The sequence below is a fragment of the Tenacibaculum sp. genome (assembly GCF_048269885.1).
In the GTDB taxonomy this organism is placed as follows: Bacteria; Bacteroidota; Bacteroidia; order Flavobacteriales; family Flavobacteriaceae; genus Polaribacter.
Map to the genome: position 1 here is coordinate 92,948 of NZ_JBLWTZ010000012.1, position 22,582 is coordinate 115,529.

Consider the following 22,582-nt stretch of genomic DNA (forward strand, 5'->3'; position numbering starts at 1 on the left):
TATGAGTAAGAAGACAGATAGTAATTTATATACGGTACTTTTCGCCATAGGAATGGTGTTAGTAGTAGGTGCGTTGTTAGCTTTTACAGCGTCATCACTTCGCCCAACAATCGATGCTAATAAACGTATCGAGAAGCAGCAAAACATTTTGTATGCCATGGGTGTTAACGAAAATGATGAAACAAGTGTAGCGTTTGTTTCAAAAGATAAAGTAGCAGAAGAGTTTGCTAAATACATTAAAAAACAATTAGTAATTGAAGGAGATAACGTTTCTGAAGATGCTAAAGCATATTTAATTGATGTAAAAAAACAACAAACAGCAGCTAAAGAAGGTAAAACAAGAAAGTTACCCTTATTTGTAGGTGAAAAGGATGGCAAAACGTTCTATATCGCCCCTATTAGAGGTAAAGGTCTTTGGGATGCTATTTGGGGGTATGTTGCAATGGATAAAAATATGGTAGTTCAAGGAGTTTTCTTCGATCACAAAGGAGAAACACCAGGTTTAGGAGCTAACATTAAGCAACGTTACTTTATGGACGATTTTATTGGAGAAGATTTAATGAACAACGGTTCTTTTAAAGGAATTGCAGTTTCTAAATCTAACAATGATCCAAAAAATGAAGATAAAAATGATAACGAGGTAGATGCAATTGCAGGAGCAACTATTACTGGCGACGGGGTAGCTGCAATGCTTAAATCAGAATTAGCATTATACGTGCCTTACTTTAAAACATTAAAATAATTATGGGACTTTTATCAAAAAAAGACGCAGCATTAATTACTGATCCATTAGCAGATAATAACCCAATTACAATTCAGGTATTAGGTATTTGTTCTGCATTAGCAATTACAGCAGAGTTAAAAGCTTCTATTGTAATGTCTATATCAGTATTATTTGTATTAGGAGTAGGGAACGTAGTAATCTCGTTAATGAGAAATATTATTCCATCAAAAATTAGAATTATTGTACAGTTAATCGTCGTAGCTACATTGGTAATTATTGTAGACCAAGTATTAAAAGCATTTGCGTACGATTTAAGTAAAACCCTATCGGTATTTATTGGGTTAATTATTACCAACTGTATTATCATGGGACGTTTTGAAGCATTTGCGTTAGGTAACGGACCATGGAGGTCGTTTTTAGACGGAATAGGAAATGCTTTAGGATATGCAGTAATCTTAATTATTGTAGGTTTCTTTAGAGAGTTATTTGGTTCAGGTACTTTATTAGGATTTAAAGTATTAGGGGATCCTATCGAGAAAACAGGATTGTATGCTTTAGGATACGAAAACAACGGATTTATGTTATTATCACCAATGGCATTAATTGTTGTAGGTATTATTATTTGGGTACAACGTACAAGAAATAAAGCATTAGTAGAAGATTAAAATAGTAATGAGACGTTAGATATGAGAATTGAGATGCTATCAATAAACTCAATACTAACTACTCAATACTAAATACTATAAAAATATGGAACATATAGAATTATTTTTCAAATCGATATTTATAGATAACATGGTATTTGCTACCTTCTTAGGAATGTGTTCATACTTAGCAGTATCTAAAAAAGTATCAACAGCCGTAGGTTTAGGAGCTGCCGTAATCTTTGTATTAGCGGTAACAGTACCAGTAAACTGGTTGTTAGATCAATACTTATTACAACCTGGAGCTTTAAAATGGTTAGGAGAAGAGTATGTAGATTATGACTTAAGTTTCTTATCGTTTATCATGTTTATTGCAACCATTGCAACCATGGTACAATTGGTAGAAATTATTGTTGAAAAATTTGCGCCAGCCCTCTATAACTCTTTAGGTATTTTCTTACCATTAATTGCCGTAAACTGTGCAATTTTAGGAGGGTCGTTATTCATGCAATCTCGTGAAATCCCAACATTAGGCTTGTCATTTACCTACGGTATTGGTTCAGGAATCGGATGGTTTTTAGCAATTTTAGCAATTGCTGCTATTCGTGAAAAAATCAGATACTCTTCTGTGCCACCAGCATTAAGAGGATTAGGAATTACATTCATTATTACCGGATTAATGGCTATCGGATTTATGAGTTTCGGTGGAATGTTAACTGGAGGTGATGATGCAGGTAAAAAGGAAGAAACTGCTGAAGTTAAGGTTGAAAAGAAAGAAGTTGAAGAAAAGGTAGTAGAAAAGACTGAAGAGAAGGCAGAAGAATTAGCTAATAACACTAAAGAAATTACAGAATAATGGTATTTTTAGAAGTAAGCACAGGAGGAACAGTTGCTATTACAGTATTAGCGTTTTTAGCGGTAATCTTAGTTTTAGTAGCCTTATTATTATTTGTAAAACAAAAATTAGCACCATCTGGACCTGTAAAAATTACAATCAATGGTGAAAAAACAATAGAAGTACCATCAGGAGGAACGTTGTTATCTACCTTAGGTAATGAAAAAATCTTCTTACCATCAGCTTGTGGTGGTGGTGGTTCTTGTGTACAATGTGAGTGTCACGTTAACTCTGGTGGGGGGGAAGCTTTGCCAACAGAAACACCTCACTTTACACGTAAAGAACTACAACATGGTATTCGTTTAGCATGTCAGGTAAAAGTAAAACAAGACATGGACATTTCTATTCCAGAAGAAATCTTCGGAATAAAGAAATGGGAAGCAGTAGTTGTACGTAACTACAACGTAGCATCTTTTATTAAAGAATTTGTAGTTGAGATTCCAGAAGATATGAACTATAAAGCAGGAGGATATATTCAAATTGAAATACCACCATGTGAAGTTAAGTTTTCTGATATGGACATTACCGCACACCCAGAGGAGCACGAAACTCCAGACAAGTTCCAAATGGAATGGGATAAGTTTAAGTTATGGCCATTAGTAATGAAGAATGAAGAAACTGTAGAAAGAGCATACTCTATGGCTTCTTACCCTGCAGAAGGACGTGAAGTTATGCTAAACGTTCGTATTGCTACTCCACCATTTGATAGAGCTAAAGGTGGGTGGATGGATGTAAATCCAGGTATTGCATCTTCATACGTATTCTCAAGAAAAGTAGGAGATAAAGTAACGATTTCTGGACCTTATGGTGAATTCTTTATCAATGAGTCTGATGCAGAAATGTTATATGTAGGAGGTGGAGCAGGAATGGCACCAATGCGTTCTCATTTATACCATTTATTTAAAACCTTAAAAACAGGAAGAAAAGTTTCTTACTGGTACGGAGGTCGTTCTAAACGTGAGTTGTTCTACTTAGAGCATTTCTGGGCATTAGAAAAAGAGTTTCCTAACTTTAAGTTCCATATTGCTTTATCTGAGCCTTTACCAGAAGATAACTGGAAAGTGAAAGATAGTATTGATGCTGAAGGAGATGGTTTCGTAGGGTTTGTTCACAATTGTGTTATCGATAATTACTTAAGTAAGCACGATGCACCTGAAGATATTGAGTTATACTTCTGTGGACCACCACTAATGAACAAGGCAGTACAAAAAATGGGTGAAGACTTTGGTATTCCAGATGAAAACATTCGTTTTGATGACTTTGGAGGATAGACATATTGTATTTTTTACATATATAAAAACCGATACAAACTTGTATCGGTTTTTTTTATACTTAAAATATCACCATCCATAATTAATTTTTAGCTGTTTATAAACTTTTAACTTTTAGTTAAACTTAATAGGCTTACTTTGTAATGCTACTATTTACAACATAGTATAAAACCAAACTAACCTATGAATTGTCCAAATTGTAAATCTAACTTTGTTAAAAGAAAAAGAAGAAGCTTATTTCAAAAGATAGTATTCTTTAATAAGAGAAAGTTTAAGTGTTATGAATGTAAAACAGTGTTTTTGGCTAAATAGCTTTATTCATAAATTACATCAAACTTATAAACAGGGGTGTCTTTTTCGTATTCAAAAACTTTAGCATAATCCATAACGTTGGCTATACTTTCTAGTTTACATAAATGCGCAACTACTGCATACAAACCATTAAACAAATTTTCTTTATCATTAGGGTGGTGAGGTTTTGGATTGTAATGACATAAAGGAACTGTAAAGCCACACGCTTTTAAAAATACGTTTTCTATTTGTAATAACTCAAGCGGACTATAACCGTTAAATTTTCTGCCTAAATTTTGATGAACCCTACCTATATAGCTAAGTTGCAATGAACCGTGACCGTTTGTTAGATATTTCCAGCTATCCTGATTGTCTAAGATGTTTCCAACGGCACATGCTGAACAACATTCAGGATTCAATTCATCGTTGTGAAAAGCATTGTAAAGCTTTATAAGTGCTTGTTCTAATCGTTTCGGTATTTCCATAATTAAAAAGGATTTACTCCCCTTAAATATACAAAATATTGGTTGTACCTTTGCAGCAAATTATTGTTAATGACTACTTTTCAAGATTTAGACTTATCAAACCCACTAAGAAATTCTATTGAAGAATTAGGTTTTGTAAACCCAACACCCATTCAAGAACAAGCCTTTCCTGTAATTCGCTCAGGAAAAGATGTAGTGGGAATTGCACAAACCGGTACAGGGAAAACCTTTGGGTATTTATTGCCAATACTCCGCGATTTAAAATTCTCAAAGCAACAGCACCCAAGAGTAATGATATTAGTGCCTACAAGAGAATTAGTAGTCCAGGTGGTAGAAGAAATAGAAAAACTAACCAAATACATTACAATACGAACTGTAGGAGTATATGGTGGGGTTAATTTAAACCGTCATAAAGAAGCAGTAATGCAAGGGGCTGATATTATAGTTGCTACTCCCGGACGTTTGTACGATTTAGCTTTAAGTAATGTACTGAAGTTAAAATCTATTCAGAAACTAGTCATTGATGAAGTAGATGTAATGCTTGACCTAGGCTTCCGTTTTCAGTTGTTAAACATTTTTGATTTGCTACCTCAGCGACGTCAAAATATTATGTTTTCTGCAACGATGACAGAAGACGTAGAAGCTTTAATTGACGATTTTTTCATTGCTCCACATAAAATAGCAATTGCAGTTAGTGGAACGCCGTTAGACAACATTCAGCAAACAAGCTATAAGGTTCCAAATTTTTATACCAAAGTCAATTTACTAAACCATTTGTTATTTGATAAATCAGAATTTAGTAAAGTGTTGGTATTTGCCCCTAATAAACGAAATGCAGACCGATTGTTCGATTGTGTTGCAGAAGAATACCCGTCGCAAGCCTGTGTAATTCATTCAAATAAAACCCAGAACTATCGTTTGCGCTCCATAGAACAATTCAATAAAGGAGAAAAACGAATTTTAATTGCTACGGATGTAATTGCACGTGGATTGGACTTAGAAGAGATTACACATGTAATTAATTTTAATACACCACATTTCCCTGAAAATTACATGCACAGAATAGGTCGTACAGGTCGTGCAGAGCATGAAGGAAAAGCAATTTTATTTGCTACAGAAAAGGAACAGGAAGCTAAAGAAAGAATTGAGGAGTTGATGGATTATAAGATTCCAGAGTTAGAAATTCCAGCACAAGTTGAAATCTCAAAAGAGCTAACAGAAGAAGAGCGCCCAAAAGAAGAACGAGAAATAAATAAGAACAGAACTTCTCAAGAATACATTCCTGGACCTGCCTTTCACGAGAAAAAAGAGAAAAATAAGAAAACAAATCAAGGAGGTTCTTATCGAAGAGAAATTGCTAAGAAATATAAAAAACCAAAAACAAGAGGAGATAAAAACTATAACAAACGCAATAAGAAACGAAAGTAATGCAAGCACTTACAGAACAAGAACTTCATAATTTAGGAATGAATATTGTAGGAAAAAAACTACAAGAAATGGGCTATGAATTTATTGCTGTAAATAGTGAATTAAAAAGACACCCTCAGTTCGTATTGTATAAAAAAGGAGAACCAACAATTTTTGTATTGGTAAAAACCACGAACAATCTCCAATCGCCCCAAGAGTATGATGTATTGTGGATGGAAACTTTTAAAAGACACGCAGAAAAACAAAATGCCAAAGTTTGGTATGCAGGTATAGGAATAGCAAATGCAGAAAGTGTAGATTTACCTGTTTTTAAAAACGAACCCTATTATGTTGCTTTTGATGATTTTGTAAGAATCTCATAAAAATCAAAACACTAATTTTTAGATAATTACCCTTTTTCACTCATTGAAAAAGAGGGTTTTAATAGATTGAAAAGGGCAAAAACCCTATTAAATATCAAGTAGTTGCATGTTAATTTTACCACAGGGAAATTAATAAAATATCTAAAAAAATGAAAAGACAACTACTAACCAAAAAAGTGAAAAAACTAATGAAAACAATTATGGCAATCTTATCTGACTTAGGCAATGGCGCTAGCTATGCAATTAACAATTAAGAGCTATATAATTAAGACTAACAAACACTCGTTTTACAATGTAATCGAGTGTTTTTTTATATATAAATATTAACTTTACTGGGTGGAGAGTCTTCTAAGGAAAATAAAAGAATGTAAAATATGTGAGAAACATATAGAGCCTAACCCCGTAGTTTTAGCTAATAGCAAGTCAAAAATTATTATTGTAGGTCAAGCCCCCGGAACCAAAGTCCACCAGTCTGGAATTCCATGGAATGATGCTAGTGGAAAACAACTTAGGAAATGGTTGGGTGTTACCGATGAGCAATTTTACAACACAAACAATTTTGGAATAATTCCTATGGGGTTTTGTTATCCAGGAAAAGGAAAAACAGGAGATTTGCCACCAAGAAAAGAGTGTGCTCCGCAATGGCATCAACCTTTGTTAAAAGAAATTTCAGAAGTTAAACTGATTATTTTAATAGGAATGTACGCTCAAAACTATTATTTAAAAAAGAAAGCAAAACGAACACTTACCGAAACTGTAAATGCTTTTGAAGTGTATTTGCCTAAGTATTTTGTATTACCACACCCATCACCAAGAAATCGATTTTGGTTAACGAAAAATCCGTGGTTTGAAAAAGAGGTGTTGCCACAATTAAAAACGACTGTAAAAAAACTATTATAAGTCTTAAGGTAACTTGTTACCTGTTTGGGTGCTGTTTTTCGGTAGGTAAAATAGCATCGATAACAATGAATATTAAACGATATTTAATCCCTTAAAATAATAGATTCTCAACTAAATAAGTTAACTAGTTTACATCGATAAATTTGTACTTTTGTAATGTATGATTGAAACAAGAGAAGCCATATCAGAAAAAGCGGTTTTAATAGGTATTATAACCCAAAATCAAGACGAAAAGAAATCAGAAGAATACCTTGATGAATTAGAGTTTTTAACGCTTACAGCAGGAGGAGTTGCTGTTAAACGATTTGTTCAAAAGTTGGATAAACCACATCCAAAAACGTTTATTGGAACAGGTAAATTGGAAGATGTAAAAGCCTATATAGATTCCAATGATATAGGAACAGCCATTTTTGATGACGAGCTATCGCCAGCGCAACTTAGAAATGTTGAACGTTTTTTAGAGTGTAAAATTTTAGATAGAACCAATTTAATACTTGATATTTTTGCAAGTAGAGCGCAAACAAGCTCAGCAAAAGCACAAGTTGAACTAGCACAATACCAATATTTATTACCTCGATTAACCAGAATGTGGACCCACCTCGATAAGCAAAAAGGAGGAATTGGGATGCGTGGTCCTGGTGAAACAGAAATAGAAACCGACCGTCGTATTATTCGAGATAAAATTTCACTGCTAAAAAAGAAACTGCTAACTATTGACAAGCAAATGTCCATACAGCGAAAAAATCGTGGAAAAATGGTACGTGTTGCCTTAGTTGGATACACCAATGTTGGGAAATCTACGCTAATGAATGTAGTTAGTAAAAGTGAGGTATTTGCTGAAAATAAATTATTTGCAACACTAGATACTACAGTTAGAAAAGTAGTTATAAAAAATATTCCTTTTTTAATGACAGATACTGTTGGGTTTATTAGAAAATTACCAACTCAATTAGTAGAGTCTTTTAAATCTACTTTAGATGAAGTTCGTGAAGCAGATTTGTTATTACATGTCGTAGATATTTCACATCCAAATTTTGAAGATCATATAGCTTCTGTAAATAAAATTTTAGATGAAATAGATAGTAAAGATAAACCCACGGTTATGGTGTTTAACAAAATAGATGCGTATACGCATGAAACTATTAATGAAGACGATTTAGTAACAGAAAAAACGAAAGAGCATTATACATTAGAGGATTGGAAAAGAACCTGGATGAATGATCTAGAAACAGAGAGCATTTTTATTTCTGCATTGAATAAAGACAACCTAGAAAATTTTAAAGACAAGGTGTATGAAGAAGTAAAAAAAATACACATTCAACGTTTTCCGTACAACGATTTCTTGTATCAAGAGTATTAGTTTTTTACACTAACAAAACACAATCGTAACTAAAAAAGAACTTAAAGAATTGCAACGCTAAGTTCTTTTTTGTTATATTTATAATCGCTAACATAGTTTTTGCTATGTTTTATAAAGCATTGTAAATTAATATTTTTAACCATTTTATCCCCCTGAAAATGAAAAATAATAAAACTTCACCAACAAAATTTAAACGATTTTATCCAGATCAGTCAGTTTATAAGAAAGCTTAAGTCAAACAACGATAGTGTAACCTTATTTAACCAGCTAACTTACCAAGTATTCACAAAGTTTTAAGTGTAAAATTTAAGACCAGATGAAATGTCCGCTCTTTTTTGAGTTACCATGTGTTAATCTGAATAGATCATGATGAAAAATATAATTCCCCTCATACTACTGTGTTGTGGCTTGCAATTTGCCGTAGCACAAGAGAAGTGTACATCTGAAAATCTTCATTCAGTAGATGTAAACGTAGTAGATAAGTGTTTAGTAGAAAAAAAAGAAAAAAAGCTTATAGAAGAAACACCAGCTGCAATAACTACAATTTCTGCTAGAAGACATTTAAGAAAACGAATTTACTTTGAAAAAGTTATTAGTTTGGCTACAGGAATAGAAGCAAGAAAAGAAAAGCTGACAATAACAAATGACTTAGCTACATGTCGTTTGTATGATATTAGTCCACTGACAAAAAGGATGAAGAAAAAAGCAATTTCTTTTGATGTTGTCGATGAGATTCCTATGTTTTTATCATGTAATAATCCGTCAAAGGATAGCGTAGACTGCTTTAATTACGAAATGCAAAAACATATAGTAAATACACTGGTATATCCTGATGAAGCCTTAGATAAGGGTATAGAAGGAGAAGTGTTGGTGAACTTTGTAATCGATGAAACAGGTAAAGTAACAGATATCAAAACAGCAGGGCAAAATGTACATGAGATTTTAAAAAAGGAAGCAAAAAGAATCGTATTACTATTACCTAATTTTAGCCCAGGAAAACAACAAGGGAAAAATACAAGTGTAACGTATAGTTTTCCTATGAACTTTAGTTTGAATAGCTCTGAATATTAGAGTGTTAAAATAATTTATTTTCTGTAAAAAAAAGAATACCTTTGCGCGCCATGTTTTTCACAAATAATAAACGATAATTAGTTGATTGGAAAAATGTTAAACCCCTTAGGTATGAGAAAAATTATTTTAGTTATTACATTAGTTTGTTTTTATGCTACTAATGTTGTGTCACAACGTGAAGTATGTGAAACCCCTGAAGCGTCTTTAGTAGATTTAAATAGTATAACAAAATGTACAATTGCTCCAAAAGACAAGAAAAATAAAGGGACACGACAAATCTCTGTAAAAGTATCGGCTAACAGAAGGTATTTAAAAAAGAGAGAAATTTCAAAAAAGAAAGCTGTTTCTAGTGCTGCTGGTCTATCAGGAGCAGGAACTGCGGCAATAGAAAATACCACTCCTCAAACAGCATTAAACGAGTCGTTAACTTTTAAAAACAATCTTGAAAATATCACAAGTAAATTATCAGCAGAAGAAGTAAGAAAAGCTGAGAAGTTTACTACAGTTGATAAGATTCCTTTGTTTGCCGCATGTAAAAAAGCAAAGAAAAACGAGCGGTTAGATTGTTTTAACGTAGAAATGGTAAAACATATACAAAAACATTTCCGATATCCAAGTCAGGCTGTCAAAGAATCTATTCAAGGAGAAGTTTGGGTGCGTTTTATCATAGACAAAAACGGCCAAGTTAAGAATATCAAAACTTTAGGTCCTAAAAACGGAGAATTGCTAAACAACGAAGCCGTTCGAGTAGTTTCTCAGTTACCTCAGTTTATACCTGCAAAAAAGTCAGGAGATGAAACCTCTGTAAAATACGGATTCCCTATTATGTTTGCTCTTGATGAGTAAATAATTCAAAATAACTTAATACAAATCAATTAAAATAAACATTATGTTTAAAAAACTACTATTCCTAGTTTTGGTAGTGTGTAGTATGGCTATGTATGCGCAAACTACAGTAAATGGAAAAATTTACGACGAATACTTGGAACCCTTTCCAAACGCAGTAATTCTTTCAGGAGAGGCCAGAGCAGTTTCCGACTTTGAAGGGAAATTTACACTACAAGTTACGTCAACTTACCCCATAACAATACAAGTTTCTGCTTTTGGATACAAGACAGAAGTACTAGAGCTTATTTCACAAGACCAAGAAGTGAATGTGATCTTAAAAGAAAGTGTAGCATTAGACGAAGTTGTAATTTCAGCATCTAGATCACCTGAACGAGTTATTGAATCTCCTGTAACTATTGAAAGAATGGGGATTGTTGATATAAAAAGAAATACTTCTGTTTCGTTTTATGACGGATTAGTCAACTTAAAAGGAATCGAATCACGTGAAGCAAATTACGGATTTAAATCTGTAAACTCTCGTGGTTTTTCTACTTTCGACAATACTCGATTTGTACAATTAGTAGATGGAGTAGAAACATCAATTCCTGCACTAAACTTCTCAGCAGGGAATATTATGGGGCTTTCCGATTTAGATGTGAAAAATGTTGAAATTCTTCCAGGAGCTTCTTCTGCCTTATATGGAGCAAATGCCTTTAACGGTATTTTGTTAATGAGAAGTAGAAATCCTTTTGACGATGCCGGTATTAGTACCTATATAAAAACAGGAAGCATGTCTCAAAAAGCAGCAGGTAACAATCCTTTTTATGACGTAGGGGTTCGTATGGCATATAAGTTTAATGATTATGTAGCTGCTAAAGCTAATTTTACTTATTTCTCTGCTGAAGAATGGCATGCCGATGATACTAGAAATACGACAGGTATTGGTGGAACTGCAACTGATGGAGATCGAAATACCAATACAGACTATGATGGTGTAAATGTATATGGAGATGATTTTAGTTTTAACCTAAATGATTTAAATCCAGCATTGCCTTCTTTAGATGTTAGTAGAACAGGGTATAATGAATCAGACTTAACAGATTATAATGGATATAACCTAAAATTTGATGGATCTATACATATCAGACCATGGGCCAATGACGCATTAGAAATTGTATTAAATTCTCGTTTTTCTCGTGGAGATAATACCTATCAAGGAACCAATAGATTCTCTCAAAAAGGATACTTTATTGAGCAGTATAAACTAGAACTTATAGGGAAAAACTTCTTTGTAAGAGGTTATTATACTGGTAATGATTCTGGAAAAAGTCACGATTTACGATTTGCAGCCATTGCATTGAATGAAAAGTATAATCCAACTCAAAATTGGTATCAAGAATATGCAGGCATATATAGTGGAGCCTTAACAGTTCCTGGGTTCACACCTCTTAACGATGCAGATGCAAGAAGATTTGCCAATAGAAACAGATACACACCAGGATCGGCTGAATTTAAAACAGCCTTAGAAGAGGTGATTGATACTCCAATAAACAAAGGAGGAGCGGGTATAAAAGACGAAACTTCTTTTTATCATTTTGATGCTAATTATAACTTTAAAGATATCATTCGTTGGGGAGAGATTCAGATAGGAGGTTCTTATCGTAAATTTGATATCAATTCAAACGGAACCTTATTTACTGATGAAAATAGCAGTATTGAATTCGACATGGTAGGGGTTTATTCTCAAATTCAAAAGAAGTTTTTAGATGATAGATTAAAATTTACAGGATCTGTTCGTTATGATAAATCTAAAAACTTTGAAGGGAACTTCTCACCAAGGGTAGCGTTAAACTATTCTTTAGGAGAATCAAAAAACCATATTTTAAGAGCATCTTATCAAACAGGATTTAGAAACCCTAGTACTTTAGAACAATACTTCGGGTTGCGTTCAGGACCTAGCAAGTATATTTTAGGAACCTCACAAGAAAACTTAGATCGTTTCTCTACTACAGTAGTTAATCAAGATGGTTCTACTAGTGTAATTACTGGTAGACAAGCTTTTGGAAATGCTTTAGTTGGAAGAGATAATAGAGTAAAATTAGATGTGAATCCTATAAAACCAGAAAAGGTTACTTCTTACGAAGTTGGATATAGAAGTATCATCGACTTAAATAGTAGAAATATATTAGAATTAGACATCAATGGTTACTACAACCAGTATAATGATTTTGTAGCGTTCAAAGATGCTATTGTAGCGAATTATGGAGCTTTAGAAGCTGATGGAACACCAGATGCACAAGCAGATGCAGCAATTAATAATGGGGATTATACATCGTTTGTTCTTAATACAAATACAGCTGCGAATGTAGACTCGTATGGTGTAGGTGTAGGATTGAATACAAAGGTATTCAAGACGTTTAACTTAGGAGCTAACTACACATATTCAAAATTAATTTTTGACCAAAGTGAAGATCCAACTTTTAAAGCAGGATTTAATACTCCAGAGCATCAAGTAAAAGTAATGTTTGGAAATCCTAACTTATTTAAAAACTTCGGATTTAACGTGAACTTAAGATGGCAAGATGAGTTTTATTGGCAGTCAAGCTTCTTAGATGATACAGTAGATGCAAGAACGGTATTAGATGCGCAAATAAACTATAGAGTACCTGCTATTAAATCAAGATTTAAAGTAGGAGGAACTAACCTAACAGGGAATGAATATATGGTAGCACCTGGATCAGGATTAATTGGTTCTATGTACTATGTTTCTTGGACAATTAATGACTAGAAACACAGCTTACAGTAAAATAAAAAAGCGAGGTGAATTATTTTCACCTCGCTTTTTTATTTTACAAGTTCGTAAGATTTGCTATTCATTTTCAGAATCGTTAATGATTCCTAATCGTTTTGCACGTTGTTCCCAGCTTTTTCTAGCTAGGCTCTGTAGATTTGCTACATTATCACTTTCGTCCATTATTTCATAGCCTAAAAGCGTTTCTATAACATCTTCTTGAGTAACTAAACCACTAACAGCTCCGTATTCATCTACAACTAAAGCTAAGTGTTCTCGTTGTTCAATTAGTTTTTCAAATAAATTAGGAATAGATAATTCTCTACTGGCTATTATAATTTCACGTTTAATTGTTTTTAAAGGTTCGTTTCCTTTGTTATCAACCAAAGAAAGTAATAGTTGATCCTTTAAAACATATCCAGTTATATTATCTGGGTTTTCAGCATATACAGGTATTCTAGAAAAACGCAAAGGCCTGTTTTCATTAAAAAAAGATTCAATGCTTTGGTTTTCATCAGCAGTAGTCAGTACCGTACGAGGGGTCATAATGTGTTTCGCCTGAACTTCTTTAAAGTTTAGCATGTTTCTAATTACCTTACCTTCACTTTCATGAAAAACACCTTCTTGCTCAGCAATATCTGTCATAGCAGAAAAGTCTTCTCTACTTAAAACACTTTCTCCATGAGCTCCTTTGCCAAATAGCTTTGTAAATAGTTGTAGTACCCATATAATACCGGTGTATTTACAAAAGAAAATCAATATATTTAAGGCTTTAGTTGTAAAGCCAGCCAAAGATTTCCAGTAAGTTGCACCAATAGTTTTAGGAATAATTTCAGATGCGACTAAAATCAAAATAGTCATTATAGCAGAAACTATAAAAACGCCGTTTCCTTCATCACTAAATATTTTCTTTGCTTGAGCACCAACTAAGATAGCTCCCACGGTATGAGCAATTGTATTTACCGTTAAGATGGCAATAAGAGGTTTGTCTACATCTTTTTTTAAGGCTTCAAGATCATTTGCGTAAGCTTTTTCTTCTTTCTTTTTAACATTTACAAAAGTAGGGGTAACACTTAGTAGAACAGCTTCTAATATAGAGCATAAGAAAGAGAAAAATATAGATAAAGTGGCATAAACAATTAATAAAGTCATTTGTTAGGTTTTTGGGGCTAAAATACGTAAAAAAGAAAACCTCAAGAACATGTTCCTGAGGTTTAACTATTATGTTTAATTTTTTTTCTAGAAACCGTAATTTACTCCTAAACCAAATACCTCCCTAGTTTGAAAACCTGTAAAGGCATTGTCGTCATAAATTGCTTGCATAGAAAGATTCGCAGATAAATATTTGTTAACTTTCATTACCACGTTAACGGTATAGTCAATGTCCACATTTTGAAAATCTTCAAGGTAGTTACTGTATAAGTTTAAGATGTTTTCAACAGATACATTTTTCATAACCTCTAATTTGTAATAAGCGTTAACCGCAGCACCTAGTTCATAACGGGTTGTTTCGTTTTGAGCTACTCCAAAAGCAGGTCCCAAGTCAGTCAAGTGCTTATGTACATAAATTAACTTAGAAGTTGCAGGAGCAATGTTTACTTTTAAATTGTCATCCTTTTTCCATAACATACCTGGTCCGAATTGGAAATAAGCTGGTGAAAAGAAATGAGATGTTTGCTCACCAGAAACATAAGTAGAAGACATCTGAGTTTTAAAATTGAAAAAAGCAGAGTAATACCAGTATCCACTAGCTTTTTTACCCGCTAAAGAGCTTAATTCTAAACGGTCATCCGTTTTTTGCATTGCTTCCCCTTTTAATTTTGTTAAACCGTAAGAAGCAATGAGTTTATTATCCCAAGTCCAATCACCTTTAGTATAGTTAAAATCATAGTTTAACCCAATAGTACCAGAAATGTTATTAGTACCTCCAGCTAACCAATTATTAAAAGCGGATTGATTGAATAGAAAAGAGATGTTACCGCTTCTTTTCCATCCCTCTTTAGGTTCTTCTTTTTTTTCTTCTTGAGCGTTAACTGTTAGTGCTCCAAACAAAACAGCAATAGCTAATAATTTTTTCATTTTAATAGTTTTAAATTAATTTTTGAGGGCGCGAATGTACGCTTAACCTAGGGGTTAGACAATAACATTACGCCAAAAGTCACGTCTTATGAAAAATATAATTTAAACCAAGACCAAACACTTCTTTAAATTGGATTCTACTAGAAGCATCGTCGTCTATAATGGCATGCAAACCAAGATTAGTAGATAGGTTTTTATTAATTTTAACAAAGATGTTTAACTGATAATCAATATCAATATTTTGAGGTTTGTTCAAATAATCTGAATACACCGCTACGATACTCTCCATAGTTACATCTTCCATTATTTTACTTTTAAAATAAGCAGATAAATTGAAACCTAAACTGAAATTGGTATTCTTGCCTTCATCTACACCGTATTTACCAGAAAATTGATTGGAAACAAATGTGTAACGAGCTGTTGCAGGTGCAATGTTTATTCGAGCATCATCATTCCGCTTCCATAGCATACCAGGACCAAAACTCCAGTATGCTGGAGAAAAGAAGTCTGAAACCGCTACTTTGGGCTCTTGTTTGTAGTCATAACCTTTGGTGTATTGTGTTTTAAAGTTACTAAAAAAAGAAAAAAACCAAAGTTTAGAAGTCCTTAATCCTAATAAAGAGTTGTATTCAAACTGATCTTCTGTTTTTCTGACTCCTTGACCATCTACATAGCTTAAACCATAAGCAGAAATAACTTTATTATCCCAGTTCCATTTTTTTCTCTTGTAGTTAAAATCATAACCAAGTGTCATGTTTCCAGCAACGGTGTTATTTCCCCCTGCAGCCCAATTAGAAAAAGACGATTGATTGAAAAGAAAAGTATACTTTCCAACAACAGTCCATTTTTTTGGTGGGTTTTTCTTTACTAAAGGTTCAGCAAACACCCGATAGTTTACTACAAAAGAAGCAAAACCGGTATCTAATGGTGAATTAGTTAAACCTAGAGTAGATATACTATCTTTTTTAGTTTCTTGAGAAACTATAGAAAAAGAGCAACAAGAAAATAAGATTAAGAACAGTTTTTTCATTGGTAATTAAATTGAGGAGTTCTATGAGTTTAATTATCTTTTTCTCTTATAAAGCGGTACTGTTGAACAAGCTTCACCAAACATGATGGTTTTTGCTACAGGGTTGATTTTTTCAATTAATAAAGTATATGCTGATGGAGGTATAGGCTTGTTTGCACAGCCTTTAATTATTACAGGTTTGTCTTTATACTCAGAAGTGTCTAGCTTGTGAATTATCTCTTGATATATTACAGTTTCTAATAATGTTAAGTCGCCAACTACCACTTTTTTAGCAAAAGGAGTAAGTTCAGTAGTCAATAAAAGATAGGCCCAAGAAGGAATAATCGCATCAGAAGAACAAGTTAAGGAAATATAGTTGCCTTGGTATTGAGTCCAGTCATGATTTTTTACAGATTCTCTAAAATCTTTTTCACGAAGAATCAATTCTTCAAACAACCAATTTTTAATATCAAACACTACACGCTTGCCTTTAGGGTAAAAATCTTCTAAATCTATCGTAGTAAGTTTGCTATTAGCAACTCTATTTATAATTTCTTCTGCCATATTTAGTTGAAAAGTTTAAAGTTGTACGCCTTGTGTTTTTAATAGTTACATTAAAAGCCTTATAGCATTCCTAATTCTAATTTAGCTTCTTCACTCATCATATCTTGAGTCCAAGTAGGATCAAAAGTAATCTCAACCTCACAGTTATTGATTTCTTTCAAAGTTTTTACCTTTTCTTCTACTTCAACAGGTAATGTTTCAGCAACAGGACAGTTAGGAGAAGTTAATGTCATTAATATTTTAGCATCATTCTCTTCTGATATAAAAACATCATAAATTAAACCTAGCTCATATATATCAACAGGTATTTCAGGGTCGAAAATTGTTTTTAATACACGAACTATTTTATCTCCTAATTCTTCTAATTTATCTTCAGTCATAATTCTAAACTTCTTTTAAGTTGCTAATTTGCTTTGTTGCGCAATCGCATACATTTTTATTTGTTTTACCATCGATACTAATCCATTAGCACGCGTAGGGCTTAAATGTTCTTTTAAACCAATCTCATCAATAAAGTCAGTATCGGCGTCTAAAATAGCCTTAGGTGTTTGGTCAGAAAACACCCTCAATAATAAAGCTACAATTCCTTTTGTTAATATGGCATCACTATCGGCAGTAAACTCAATTGTGTCACCTTTTAACTCAGAATGCAACCATACTTTCGATTGACATCCTTTAATTAGGTTTTCATCTAATTTGTATGCTTCGTCTATTAACGGTAGCGATTTACCTAGCTCAATAATGTACTCATAACGCTCCATCCAGTCGTCAAACATCGAAAACTCGTCAATAATTTCTTCTTGTATTTCTTTGATAGTCATTTTTTAAAACTATTTTTGCAAAGTCAAAAAGACCGTTTTTAATTAAAGACGCAAAATTACGATAAAAAAGGCAGTTGACATGAGAGTTTAAGCCTTAATGAGTAGAATTAGTAAAATTTTAAGTCTTAGTAGTTTATAGAGGCTTAATGAAATAAATACATTTCTTCTGTAGAAGAGATATTAAGTAGAGTTATGAGTAAATTATTAGCAGTAGGAACCGTAGCATTTGACGCTATAGAAACACCATTTGGAAAAACTGATAAAATCTTAGGAGGATCAGGAACTTTTGTTGGATTGGCAGCTTCACAATTTGGAGTAGAAACAGGAGTAGTTTCTGTAGTAGGTGGAGATTTTCCACAATCATATTTAGATATGATGAACGAAAAAGGGATTAATACCGACGGAGTGGAGATCGTAAAAGAAGGAAAAACATTCTTTTGGAGTGGAAAATACCATAACGATATGAATTCTCGTGATACTTTAGTAACAGAGTTAAACGTATTAGAGCACTTTCAGCCAGTGGTTCCAGAATCGTTTAAAGATGCGCCAATTGTAATGTTAGGTAATTTACATCCATTAACCCAAGCGTCGGTTTTAGATCAAATGAATGAGAGACCGAAGTTAGTAGTATTAGATACTATGAACTTTTGGATGGATATAGCACTGAATGATTTACATGAAGTTTTAAAGCGTGTAGATGTTATTACAATTAACGATGAAGAAGCTCGCCAATTAAGTGGAGAGTACTCTTTGGTAAATGCAGCAAAGAAAATTCATGAAATGGGGCCAAAATATGTGGTCATTAAAAAAGGAGAGCACGGAGCTTTATTATTCAATGAAGGGAATATGTTCTTTGCGCCAGCATTGCCATTAGCAGAAGTATTTGATCCTACAGGAGCAGGAGATACTTTCGCTGGAGGTTTTTGTGGATATTTAGCGAAAACAGCAGATATTTCATTTGAAAATATGAAGAGTGCAATTATTTACGGATCTAACTTAGCATCGTTCTGTGTTGAGAAATTCGGAACACAACGTATGGAAACGTTAACTAACGAAGAGGTACAAGCACGTTTAAATGCCTTTAAAGAATTAACCCAATTTGATATAGCATTATCATAAACTATCAATCCGCGCTTTTTGCTGCGGATTTTTTTATACAATACACAAAACCACAACACAACTAAATACTTGAAATTACATGAGTGACGCTATTAAACATGAATGCGGAATTGCAATGGTTCGTTTAAAAAAACCATTACAATACTATAAAGACAAATATGGTACTGCGTTTTATGGTGTGAATAAAATGTATTTGCTAATGGAAAAACAGCACAACAGAGGACAAGATGGTGCTGGATTAGCAAGTATCAAATTTAATGTAGAGCCTGGAACAAGATATATCAGTAGAATTCGTTCCAATCAATCACAGCCAATTCAAGATATCTTCGGTAAAATTAACCAAAGAATTAACGGAGTTTTTGAAGAACATCCAGAGAAGGTTGATGATGTAAAATGGCAAGAGGAAAATGTACCGTACATCGGTAATTTGTTTTTAGGGCATGTTCGTTATGGAACTTTTGGTAAAAACTCTATAGAGAGTGTGCATCCTTTCTTGCGTCAAAGTAACTGGAAACACCAGAGTTTAATTGTTGCTGGGAACTTTAACATGACAAATTCCAAGCAATTATTAAAAGATTTAATTGACTTAGGGCAGCACCCAAAAGAGTTTACCGATACGGTGACTGTAATGGAAAAAATTGGTCATTTTTTAGAATCAGAAGTTTCTGATTTGTACTTAAAAGCTAAGGAAGAAGGGTTTAATAAAAAAGATGCTTCGCCTTATATAGAAGAAAATCTAGATATTCAACGAATTTTACAACGTTCAGCTAAAAACTGGGATGGTGGTTACGCAATGGCGGGACTATTAGGGCATGGAGATGCTTTTGTATTACGTGATCCTTCTGCAATTCGTCCAGCATTCTTTTATGAAGACGACGAAGTAGTCGTGGTTGCTTCAGAACGACCAGTGATTCAAACAGTATTCAATGTGCCGATTGATGCAATTAAAGAAATCGATAGAGGTCATGCGTTGATTATTAAGAAAGATGGTCAAACAACTATGGCTCCGGTTTTAGAAGAGAGACCCAAAAAAGCATGTTCTTTTGAGCGTATTTATTTTTCAAGAGGAAGCGATGCCTCAATTTACGAAGAGCGTAAAAACCTAGGAAAGTACGTGTTTCCTGAGGTTTTAAAATCTATTAATAAAGATATAGAAAACTCAGTGTTTTCTTATATTCCTAATACTGCGGAAACATCGTTTTTCGGAATGATGGAGGCTGCTGAAGATGTATTGAACCAACAAAAAACAGAGGCAATCTTAGCAGGTGAAGGAAAGCTTTCAAAAGAAAGAGTAATTGAAATTCTTTCTAAAAGACCACGTTTTGAAAAAATAGCAATTAAAGATGCAAAGCTACGTACGTTTATTACTGATGATAGTAGTCGCGACGATTTAGTAGCACATGTTTATGATGTAACTTACGGGGTGGTAAAGCCAACAGATAATTTGGTTATTATTGATGATAGTATCGTAAGAGGTACTACCTTGAAGAAAAGTATTATTAAGATCTTAGATCGATTGAACCCTAAGAAGATAGTAGTAGTTTCTTCTGCGCCTCAAATACGCTATCCAGATTGTTATGGTATTGACATGGCTAAGATTAACGATTTCATAGCATTTAAAGCTGCTTTAGAGTTGTTACAAGAAACCAATCAATATCATATTGTTGATGAAGTGTATCAAAAGTGTAAACAGCAAGAAGGTAGTGAGGATAAAGACGTGGTAAACTACGTTAAAGAAATTTATGCGCCATTTACAGATGAAGAAGTTTCTGCAAAGATTGCGCAAATGCTAAAAACTGCCGAAATAAAAGCTGACGTAGAGGTGATTTTCCAGCCAGTAAGTGGGTTGCACAAAGCGTGTCCAGATAATTTAGGAGATTGGTATTTTACAGGTAATTACCCAACTGATGGAGGACATAGAGTAGTAAATCAGGCATTTATTAATTTCTATGAAGGAAATGATAAAAGAGCTTATTAATAATTAATAAGTTCTGTAAAAAAAAAGAGTGATGGTATACCATCACTCTTTTTTTTTTACACCTGTTTATTGATTTACATAGGAACCACAATGGCACCAGAGAATTTTTCACGGATTTCATTCAGAGCTCTGTCAGCATGTAAGCGTGTTTTATAATTACCTACTTGTATTTTCCACTCTGGAGCTTTGTAAGTTAGTTTAGTAAAAACATCAGGGTACTCAATTTTAAATCTATTACGCAAGCTTCTAGCCCGTTTTTCTAGTCCGTTATATAGTTGGATTCTATATCCACTTCCGTTATTTTTGTTATAGGTACGTTTTTTTTCTATCAACGAAATAATGTCTTTGTTATCAGTAAGTTTGTCCTGCGCTTTTACGTTAAAAACACTACCCGTAATAATGAATAAAAAGGTGATTAAGATGCTGTATTTTTTCATTTTGTTGAATCTTTTTACAAAAGTAACGACTTGTTAGTTAATACATTGTTAATGTAGTTTATTTAGAATTGTTATAAATTATAGATTAGGATTCTCTTAACATTTCACAATTTAGACAGAAGTAGTACTTTTGTGCAACTTTCTGTGTGCTGTTTTTTAATAGTGTAACAGAAAAAATTGTACCAAAATAGATACAAAACTTATATTTTATAGTATGAAAAGTGTGAATCATCACAGTAGATTAACCAAAACTCTAGTAAGGAGTTTAGCTTTCTTTTTAGTTTTCTTAGTAAGTTCTTCCGCGTTTTCACAAGATATTGACGAAGCGCGTCAAAAAGAAGGAAAGAAATTATTTAAATCTCTTTGTGCTTCTTGTCACAAGTTAGATAAAAAACTTGTAGGTCCTGCGTTAGCTGGAGTAGAAGAAAAAAGAACTAACGAATGGTTAAAGGCATGGATTAAGAACAATGCTGAGCTTAGAGCATCTGGAGACAAAGATGCAATTGCTATTTTTGAAGAGTATAACGGTTCTAACATGACTGCTTTTCCGCAGTTAACAGATCAAAACATTGATGATATTCTTTATTATACAACTGTTGGTGAAATGAAGACAGCTGCTGCTGCAGGAGCTGAAGTTGCTGGTCAGCCTCAGGGAGATCAGGCACCTAAGTGGTTGATTTATATATTAGCTGCGGCAATTGTTGTAGCGTTTTTAATTATTGGTAGTTTATTAAAAACTATTAGTGAGTTAAAAGGTGCTCCAAAAACTCCAGGTTTAATGGGGCAAACTGCTGAGTTATGGCAAGGAATTAAACAGAATACTTTCTTAAAAGTGTTAACCGTGATTTTCGGAGCTTTAGTAGCTGCTTATTTCTTGTTTGGTACCTTGTTTAAAGTTGGTGTTGATACAAATTATCAACCAATTCAACCAATTGCCTTTTCACATAAAATTCACGCAGGAGATAATAAGATTGATTGTCAATACTGTCACTCGTCTGCTAAGCACAGCAAAACATCTGGAATTCCTTCAGTGAATGTTTGTATGAACTGTCATAAGAATATTTCAGAAGTTGCGGATGATACTAAAGTGGTAATGGACGATCATACACTAGTAAAAGCAGATTTAGATAAAGAAATCGCTAAGATTTATGAAGCAGCAGGTTGGGATGCAGATAAATTAGAGTACACAGGAAATACTAAGCCAGTTAAATGGGTTAGAGTTCATAACTTACCAGATTTTGCATATTTTAACCACTCACAACACGTAACAGTTGGAGGTGTAGCTTGTCAAAAATGTCATGGACCTGTTGAAGAAATGGAGGAAGTATATCAATACTCACCATTAACAATGGGTTGGTGTATCGATTGTCATAAGGCGACTAAGGTTGACTTAAAAGGTAATGAGTACTATGCTAAAATTCATGAAGAGTTAGCTAAAAAGTACGGTGTTGAGCAAGTAACTATTGCGCAATTAGGAGGAAAAGAGTGTGGTAAGTGCCACTATTAATCAATTTAGAAAGTAGAA

22 protein-coding genes are annotated in these 22,582 nt (G+C 33.4%); 14 read left to right on the plus strand and 8 right to left on the minus strand.

The window, feature by feature from the left end; all coding sequences use genetic code 11:
- Position 1: 1 nt before the first annotated feature.
- From ACN0WY_RS10630 to nqrF, 4 genes are all read left to right on the plus strand, one after another.
- Positions 2-742, plus strand: a complete 741-nt coding sequence (locus tag ACN0WY_RS10630) for a Na(+)-translocating NADH-quinone reductase subunit C (RefSeq protein WP_330487976.1) — start codon at positions 2-4, stop codon at positions 740-742.
- Positions 743-744: 2 nt separating this feature from the next.
- Entirely contained in the window at positions 745-1,389 is a 645-nt protein-coding gene (locus ACN0WY_RS10635) for an NADH:ubiquinone reductase (Na(+)-transporting) subunit D (protein ID WP_099215191.1), read from the plus strand.
- An 85-nt stretch (positions 1,390-1,474) separates the two neighbouring features.
- Positions 1,475-2,224: an NADH:ubiquinone reductase (Na(+)-transporting) subunit E gene (gene nqrE, locus ACN0WY_RS10640; protein WP_330487977.1), complete on the plus strand. Its 750-nt coding sequence runs from the start codon at positions 1,475-1,477 to the stop codon at positions 2,222-2,224.
- A complete protein-coding gene (gene nqrF, locus ACN0WY_RS10645; protein WP_330487978.1) occupies positions 2,224-3,534 on the plus strand; it encodes an NADH:ubiquinone reductase (Na(+)-transporting) subunit F in 1,311 nt (436 codons plus the stop codon). The genes nqrE and nqrF overlap by 1 nt, the downstream gene beginning before the upstream one ends.
- A gap of 314 nt (positions 3,535-3,848) precedes the next feature.
- On the opposite strand, the gene ACN0WY_RS10650 is transcribed toward nqrF, so the two are convergent.
- The gene (locus tag ACN0WY_RS10650) at positions 3,849-4,310 is read right to left on the minus strand and encodes a Na(+)-translocating NADH-quinone reductase subunit F (protein WP_330487979.1); all 462 of its coding nucleotides are present in this window, start codon (positions 4,308-4,310) and stop codon (positions 3,849-3,851) included.
- Positions 4,311-4,379: 69 nt separating this feature from the next.
- On the opposite strand from ACN0WY_RS10650, the gene ACN0WY_RS10655 reads away from it, so the two are divergent.
- The 7 genes from ACN0WY_RS10655 (at position 4,380) to ACN0WY_RS10685 (ending at position 13,047) form a co-directional block, all read left to right on the plus strand.
- Entirely contained in the window at positions 4,380-5,738 is a 1,359-nt protein-coding gene (locus ACN0WY_RS10655; protein ID WP_417800344.1) for a DEAD/DEAH box helicase, read from the plus strand.
- Entirely contained in the window at positions 5,738-6,100 is a 363-nt protein-coding gene (locus tag ACN0WY_RS10660; protein ID WP_330487981.1) for a Na(+)-translocating NADH-quinone reductase subunit F, read from the plus strand. Before ACN0WY_RS10655 ends, ACN0WY_RS10660 begins: the two co-directional genes overlap by 1 nt.
- A gap of 336 nt (positions 6,101-6,436) precedes the next feature.
- Entirely contained in the window at positions 6,437-7,000 is a 564-nt protein-coding gene (locus ACN0WY_RS10665; protein WP_417800345.1) for a uracil-DNA glycosylase family protein, read from the plus strand.
- Between the two features lie 160 nt (positions 7,001-7,160).
- Positions 7,161-8,360, plus strand: coding sequence for a GTPase HflX (gene hflX, locus ACN0WY_RS10670; protein WP_330487983.1), 1,200 nt, complete (start codon positions 7,161-7,163; stop codon positions 8,358-8,360).
- 366 nt (positions 8,361-8,726) lie between these two features.
- The gene (locus tag ACN0WY_RS10675; RefSeq protein ID WP_330487984.1) at positions 8,727-9,431 is read left to right on the plus strand and encodes an energy transducer TonB; all 705 of its coding nucleotides are present in this window, start codon (positions 8,727-8,729) and stop codon (positions 9,429-9,431) included.
- Between the two features lie 111 nt (positions 9,432-9,542).
- Positions 9,543-10,277 (plus strand): energy transducer TonB, encoded by a 735-nt coding sequence (locus ACN0WY_RS10680; protein ID WP_417800346.1) that lies wholly within the window; start codon positions 9,543-9,545, stop codon positions 10,275-10,277.
- A gap of 43 nt (positions 10,278-10,320) precedes the next feature.
- The gene (locus ACN0WY_RS10685; RefSeq protein ID WP_417800347.1) at positions 10,321-13,047 is read left to right on the plus strand and encodes a TonB-dependent receptor; all 2,727 of its coding nucleotides are present in this window, start codon (positions 10,321-10,323) and stop codon (positions 13,045-13,047) included.
- Between the two features lie 81 nt (positions 13,048-13,128).
- On the opposite strand, the gene ACN0WY_RS10690 is transcribed toward ACN0WY_RS10685, so the two are convergent.
- From ACN0WY_RS10690 to ACN0WY_RS10715, 6 genes are all read right to left on the minus strand, one after another.
- A complete protein-coding gene (locus tag ACN0WY_RS10690; RefSeq protein WP_330487987.1) occupies positions 13,129-14,202 on the minus strand; it encodes a CNNM domain-containing protein in 1,074 nt (357 codons plus the stop codon).
- Between the two features lie 87 nt (positions 14,203-14,289).
- Positions 14,290-15,129 carry a DUF3078 domain-containing protein gene (locus tag ACN0WY_RS10695; RefSeq protein WP_330487988.1) on the minus strand — a complete coding sequence of 280 codons (840 nt, stop codon included), beginning with the start codon at positions 15,127-15,129 and terminating at the stop codon, positions 14,290-14,292.
- Between the two features lie 79 nt (positions 15,130-15,208).
- Positions 15,209-16,159 carry a DUF3078 domain-containing protein gene (locus ACN0WY_RS10700; protein ID WP_417800348.1) on the minus strand — a complete coding sequence of 317 codons (951 nt, stop codon included), beginning with the start codon at positions 16,157-16,159 and terminating at the stop codon, positions 15,209-15,211.
- A 33-nt stretch (positions 16,160-16,192) separates the two neighbouring features.
- Positions 16,193-16,702 carry a DUF2480 family protein gene (locus ACN0WY_RS10705; protein ID WP_330487990.1) on the minus strand — a complete coding sequence of 170 codons (510 nt, stop codon included), beginning with the start codon at positions 16,700-16,702 and terminating at the stop codon, positions 16,193-16,195.
- A 59-nt stretch (positions 16,703-16,761) separates the two neighbouring features.
- Positions 16,762-17,082, minus strand: a complete 321-nt coding sequence (locus tag ACN0WY_RS10710; protein WP_115899355.1) for a DUF59 domain-containing protein — start codon at positions 17,080-17,082, stop codon at positions 16,762-16,764.
- 15 nt (positions 17,083-17,097) lie between these two features.
- Positions 17,098-17,523, minus strand: coding sequence for a SufE family protein (locus ACN0WY_RS10715; RefSeq protein ID WP_330487991.1), 426 nt, complete (start codon positions 17,521-17,523; stop codon positions 17,098-17,100).
- A gap of 192 nt (positions 17,524-17,715) precedes the next feature.
- Between ACN0WY_RS10715 and ACN0WY_RS10720 the strand changes: the two genes are divergently transcribed.
- A complete protein-coding gene (locus ACN0WY_RS10720; protein ID WP_417800349.1) occupies positions 17,716-18,642 on the plus strand; it encodes a PfkB family carbohydrate kinase in 927 nt (308 codons plus the stop codon).
- A gap of 79 nt (positions 18,643-18,721) precedes the next feature.
- Positions 18,722-20,620 (plus strand): amidophosphoribosyltransferase, encoded by a 1,899-nt coding sequence (locus ACN0WY_RS10725; protein ID WP_330487993.1) that lies wholly within the window; start codon positions 18,722-18,724, stop codon positions 20,618-20,620.
- A gap of 74 nt (positions 20,621-20,694) precedes the next feature.
- Here ACN0WY_RS10725 and ACN0WY_RS10730 read toward each other — a convergent pair whose 3' ends face one another.
- Positions 20,695-21,057 carry an SPOR domain-containing protein gene (locus ACN0WY_RS10730; RefSeq protein ID WP_330487994.1) on the minus strand — a complete coding sequence of 121 codons (363 nt, stop codon included), beginning with the start codon at positions 21,055-21,057 and terminating at the stop codon, positions 20,695-20,697.
- Positions 21,058-21,271: 214 nt separating this feature from the next.
- Here ACN0WY_RS10730 and ACN0WY_RS10735 point away from each other — a divergent pair, with 214 nt between their 5' ends.
- The gene (locus ACN0WY_RS10735; RefSeq protein WP_330487995.1) at positions 21,272-22,564 is read left to right on the plus strand and encodes a c-type cytochrome; all 1,293 of its coding nucleotides are present in this window, start codon (positions 21,272-21,274) and stop codon (positions 22,562-22,564) included.
- The last annotated feature ends 18 nt before the right edge of the window (positions 22,565-22,582 follow it).

Excerpts from the sequence above, each read along its gene's own strand:
- ACN0WY_RS10630 (WP_330487976.1), top strand. The coding sequence starts at position 2 with ATGAGTAAGAAGACAGATAGTAATTTATATACGGTACTTTTCGCCATA.
- ACN0WY_RS10635 (WP_099215191.1), top strand. The coding sequence starts at position 745 with ATGGGACTTTTATCAAAAAAAGACGCAGCATTAATTACTGATCCATTA.
- nqrE (WP_330487977.1), top strand. The coding sequence starts at position 1,475 with ATGGAACATATAGAATTATTTTTCAAATCGATATTTATAGATAACATG.
- nqrF (WP_330487978.1), top strand. The coding sequence starts at position 2,224 with ATGGTATTTTTAGAAGTAAGCACAGGAGGAACAGTTGCTATTACAGTA.
- ACN0WY_RS10650 (WP_330487979.1), bottom strand. The coding sequence starts at position 4,310 with ATGGAAATACCGAAACGATTAGAACAAGCACTTATAAAGCTTTACAAT.
- ACN0WY_RS10655 (WP_417800344.1), top strand. The coding sequence starts at position 4,380 with ATGACTACTTTTCAAGATTTAGACTTATCAAACCCACTAAGAAATTCT.
- ACN0WY_RS10660 (WP_330487981.1), top strand. The coding sequence starts at position 5,738 with ATGCAAGCACTTACAGAACAAGAACTTCATAATTTAGGAATGAATATT.
- hflX (WP_330487983.1), top strand. The coding sequence starts at position 7,161 with ATGATTGAAACAAGAGAAGCCATATCAGAAAAAGCGGTTTTAATAGGT.
- ACN0WY_RS10675 (WP_330487984.1), top strand. The coding sequence starts at position 8,727 with ATGATGAAAAATATAATTCCCCTCATACTACTGTGTTGTGGCTTGCAA.
- ACN0WY_RS10680 (WP_417800346.1), top strand. The coding sequence starts at position 9,543 with ATGAGAAAAATTATTTTAGTTATTACATTAGTTTGTTTTTATGCTACT.
- ACN0WY_RS10685 (WP_417800347.1), top strand. The coding sequence starts at position 10,321 with ATGTTTAAAAAACTACTATTCCTAGTTTTGGTAGTGTGTAGTATGGCT.
- ACN0WY_RS10690 (WP_330487987.1), bottom strand. The coding sequence starts at position 14,202 with ATGACTTTATTAATTGTTTATGCCACTTTATCTATATTTTTCTCTTTC.
- ACN0WY_RS10695 (WP_330487988.1), bottom strand. The coding sequence starts at position 15,129 with ATGAAAAAATTATTAGCTATTGCTGTTTTGTTTGGAGCACTAACAGTT.
- ACN0WY_RS10700 (WP_417800348.1), bottom strand. The coding sequence starts at position 16,159 with ATGAAAAAACTGTTCTTAATCTTATTTTCTTGTTGCTCTTTTTCTATA.
- ACN0WY_RS10705 (WP_330487990.1), bottom strand. The coding sequence starts at position 16,702 with ATGGCAGAAGAAATTATAAATAGAGTTGCTAATAGCAAACTTACTACG.
- ACN0WY_RS10710 (WP_115899355.1), bottom strand. The coding sequence starts at position 17,082 with ATGACTGAAGATAAATTAGAAGAATTAGGAGATAAAATAGTTCGTGTA.
- ACN0WY_RS10715 (WP_330487991.1), bottom strand. The coding sequence starts at position 17,523 with ATGACTATCAAAGAAATACAAGAAGAAATTATTGACGAGTTTTCGATG.
- ACN0WY_RS10720 (WP_417800349.1), top strand. The coding sequence starts at position 17,716 with ATGAGTAAATTATTAGCAGTAGGAACCGTAGCATTTGACGCTATAGAA.
- ACN0WY_RS10725 (WP_330487993.1), top strand. The coding sequence starts at position 18,722 with ATGAGTGACGCTATTAAACATGAATGCGGAATTGCAATGGTTCGTTTA.
- ACN0WY_RS10730 (WP_330487994.1), bottom strand. The coding sequence starts at position 21,057 with ATGAAAAAATACAGCATCTTAATCACCTTTTTATTCATTATTACGGGT.
- ACN0WY_RS10735 (WP_330487995.1), top strand. The coding sequence starts at position 21,272 with ATGAAAAGTGTGAATCATCACAGTAGATTAACCAAAACTCTAGTAAGG.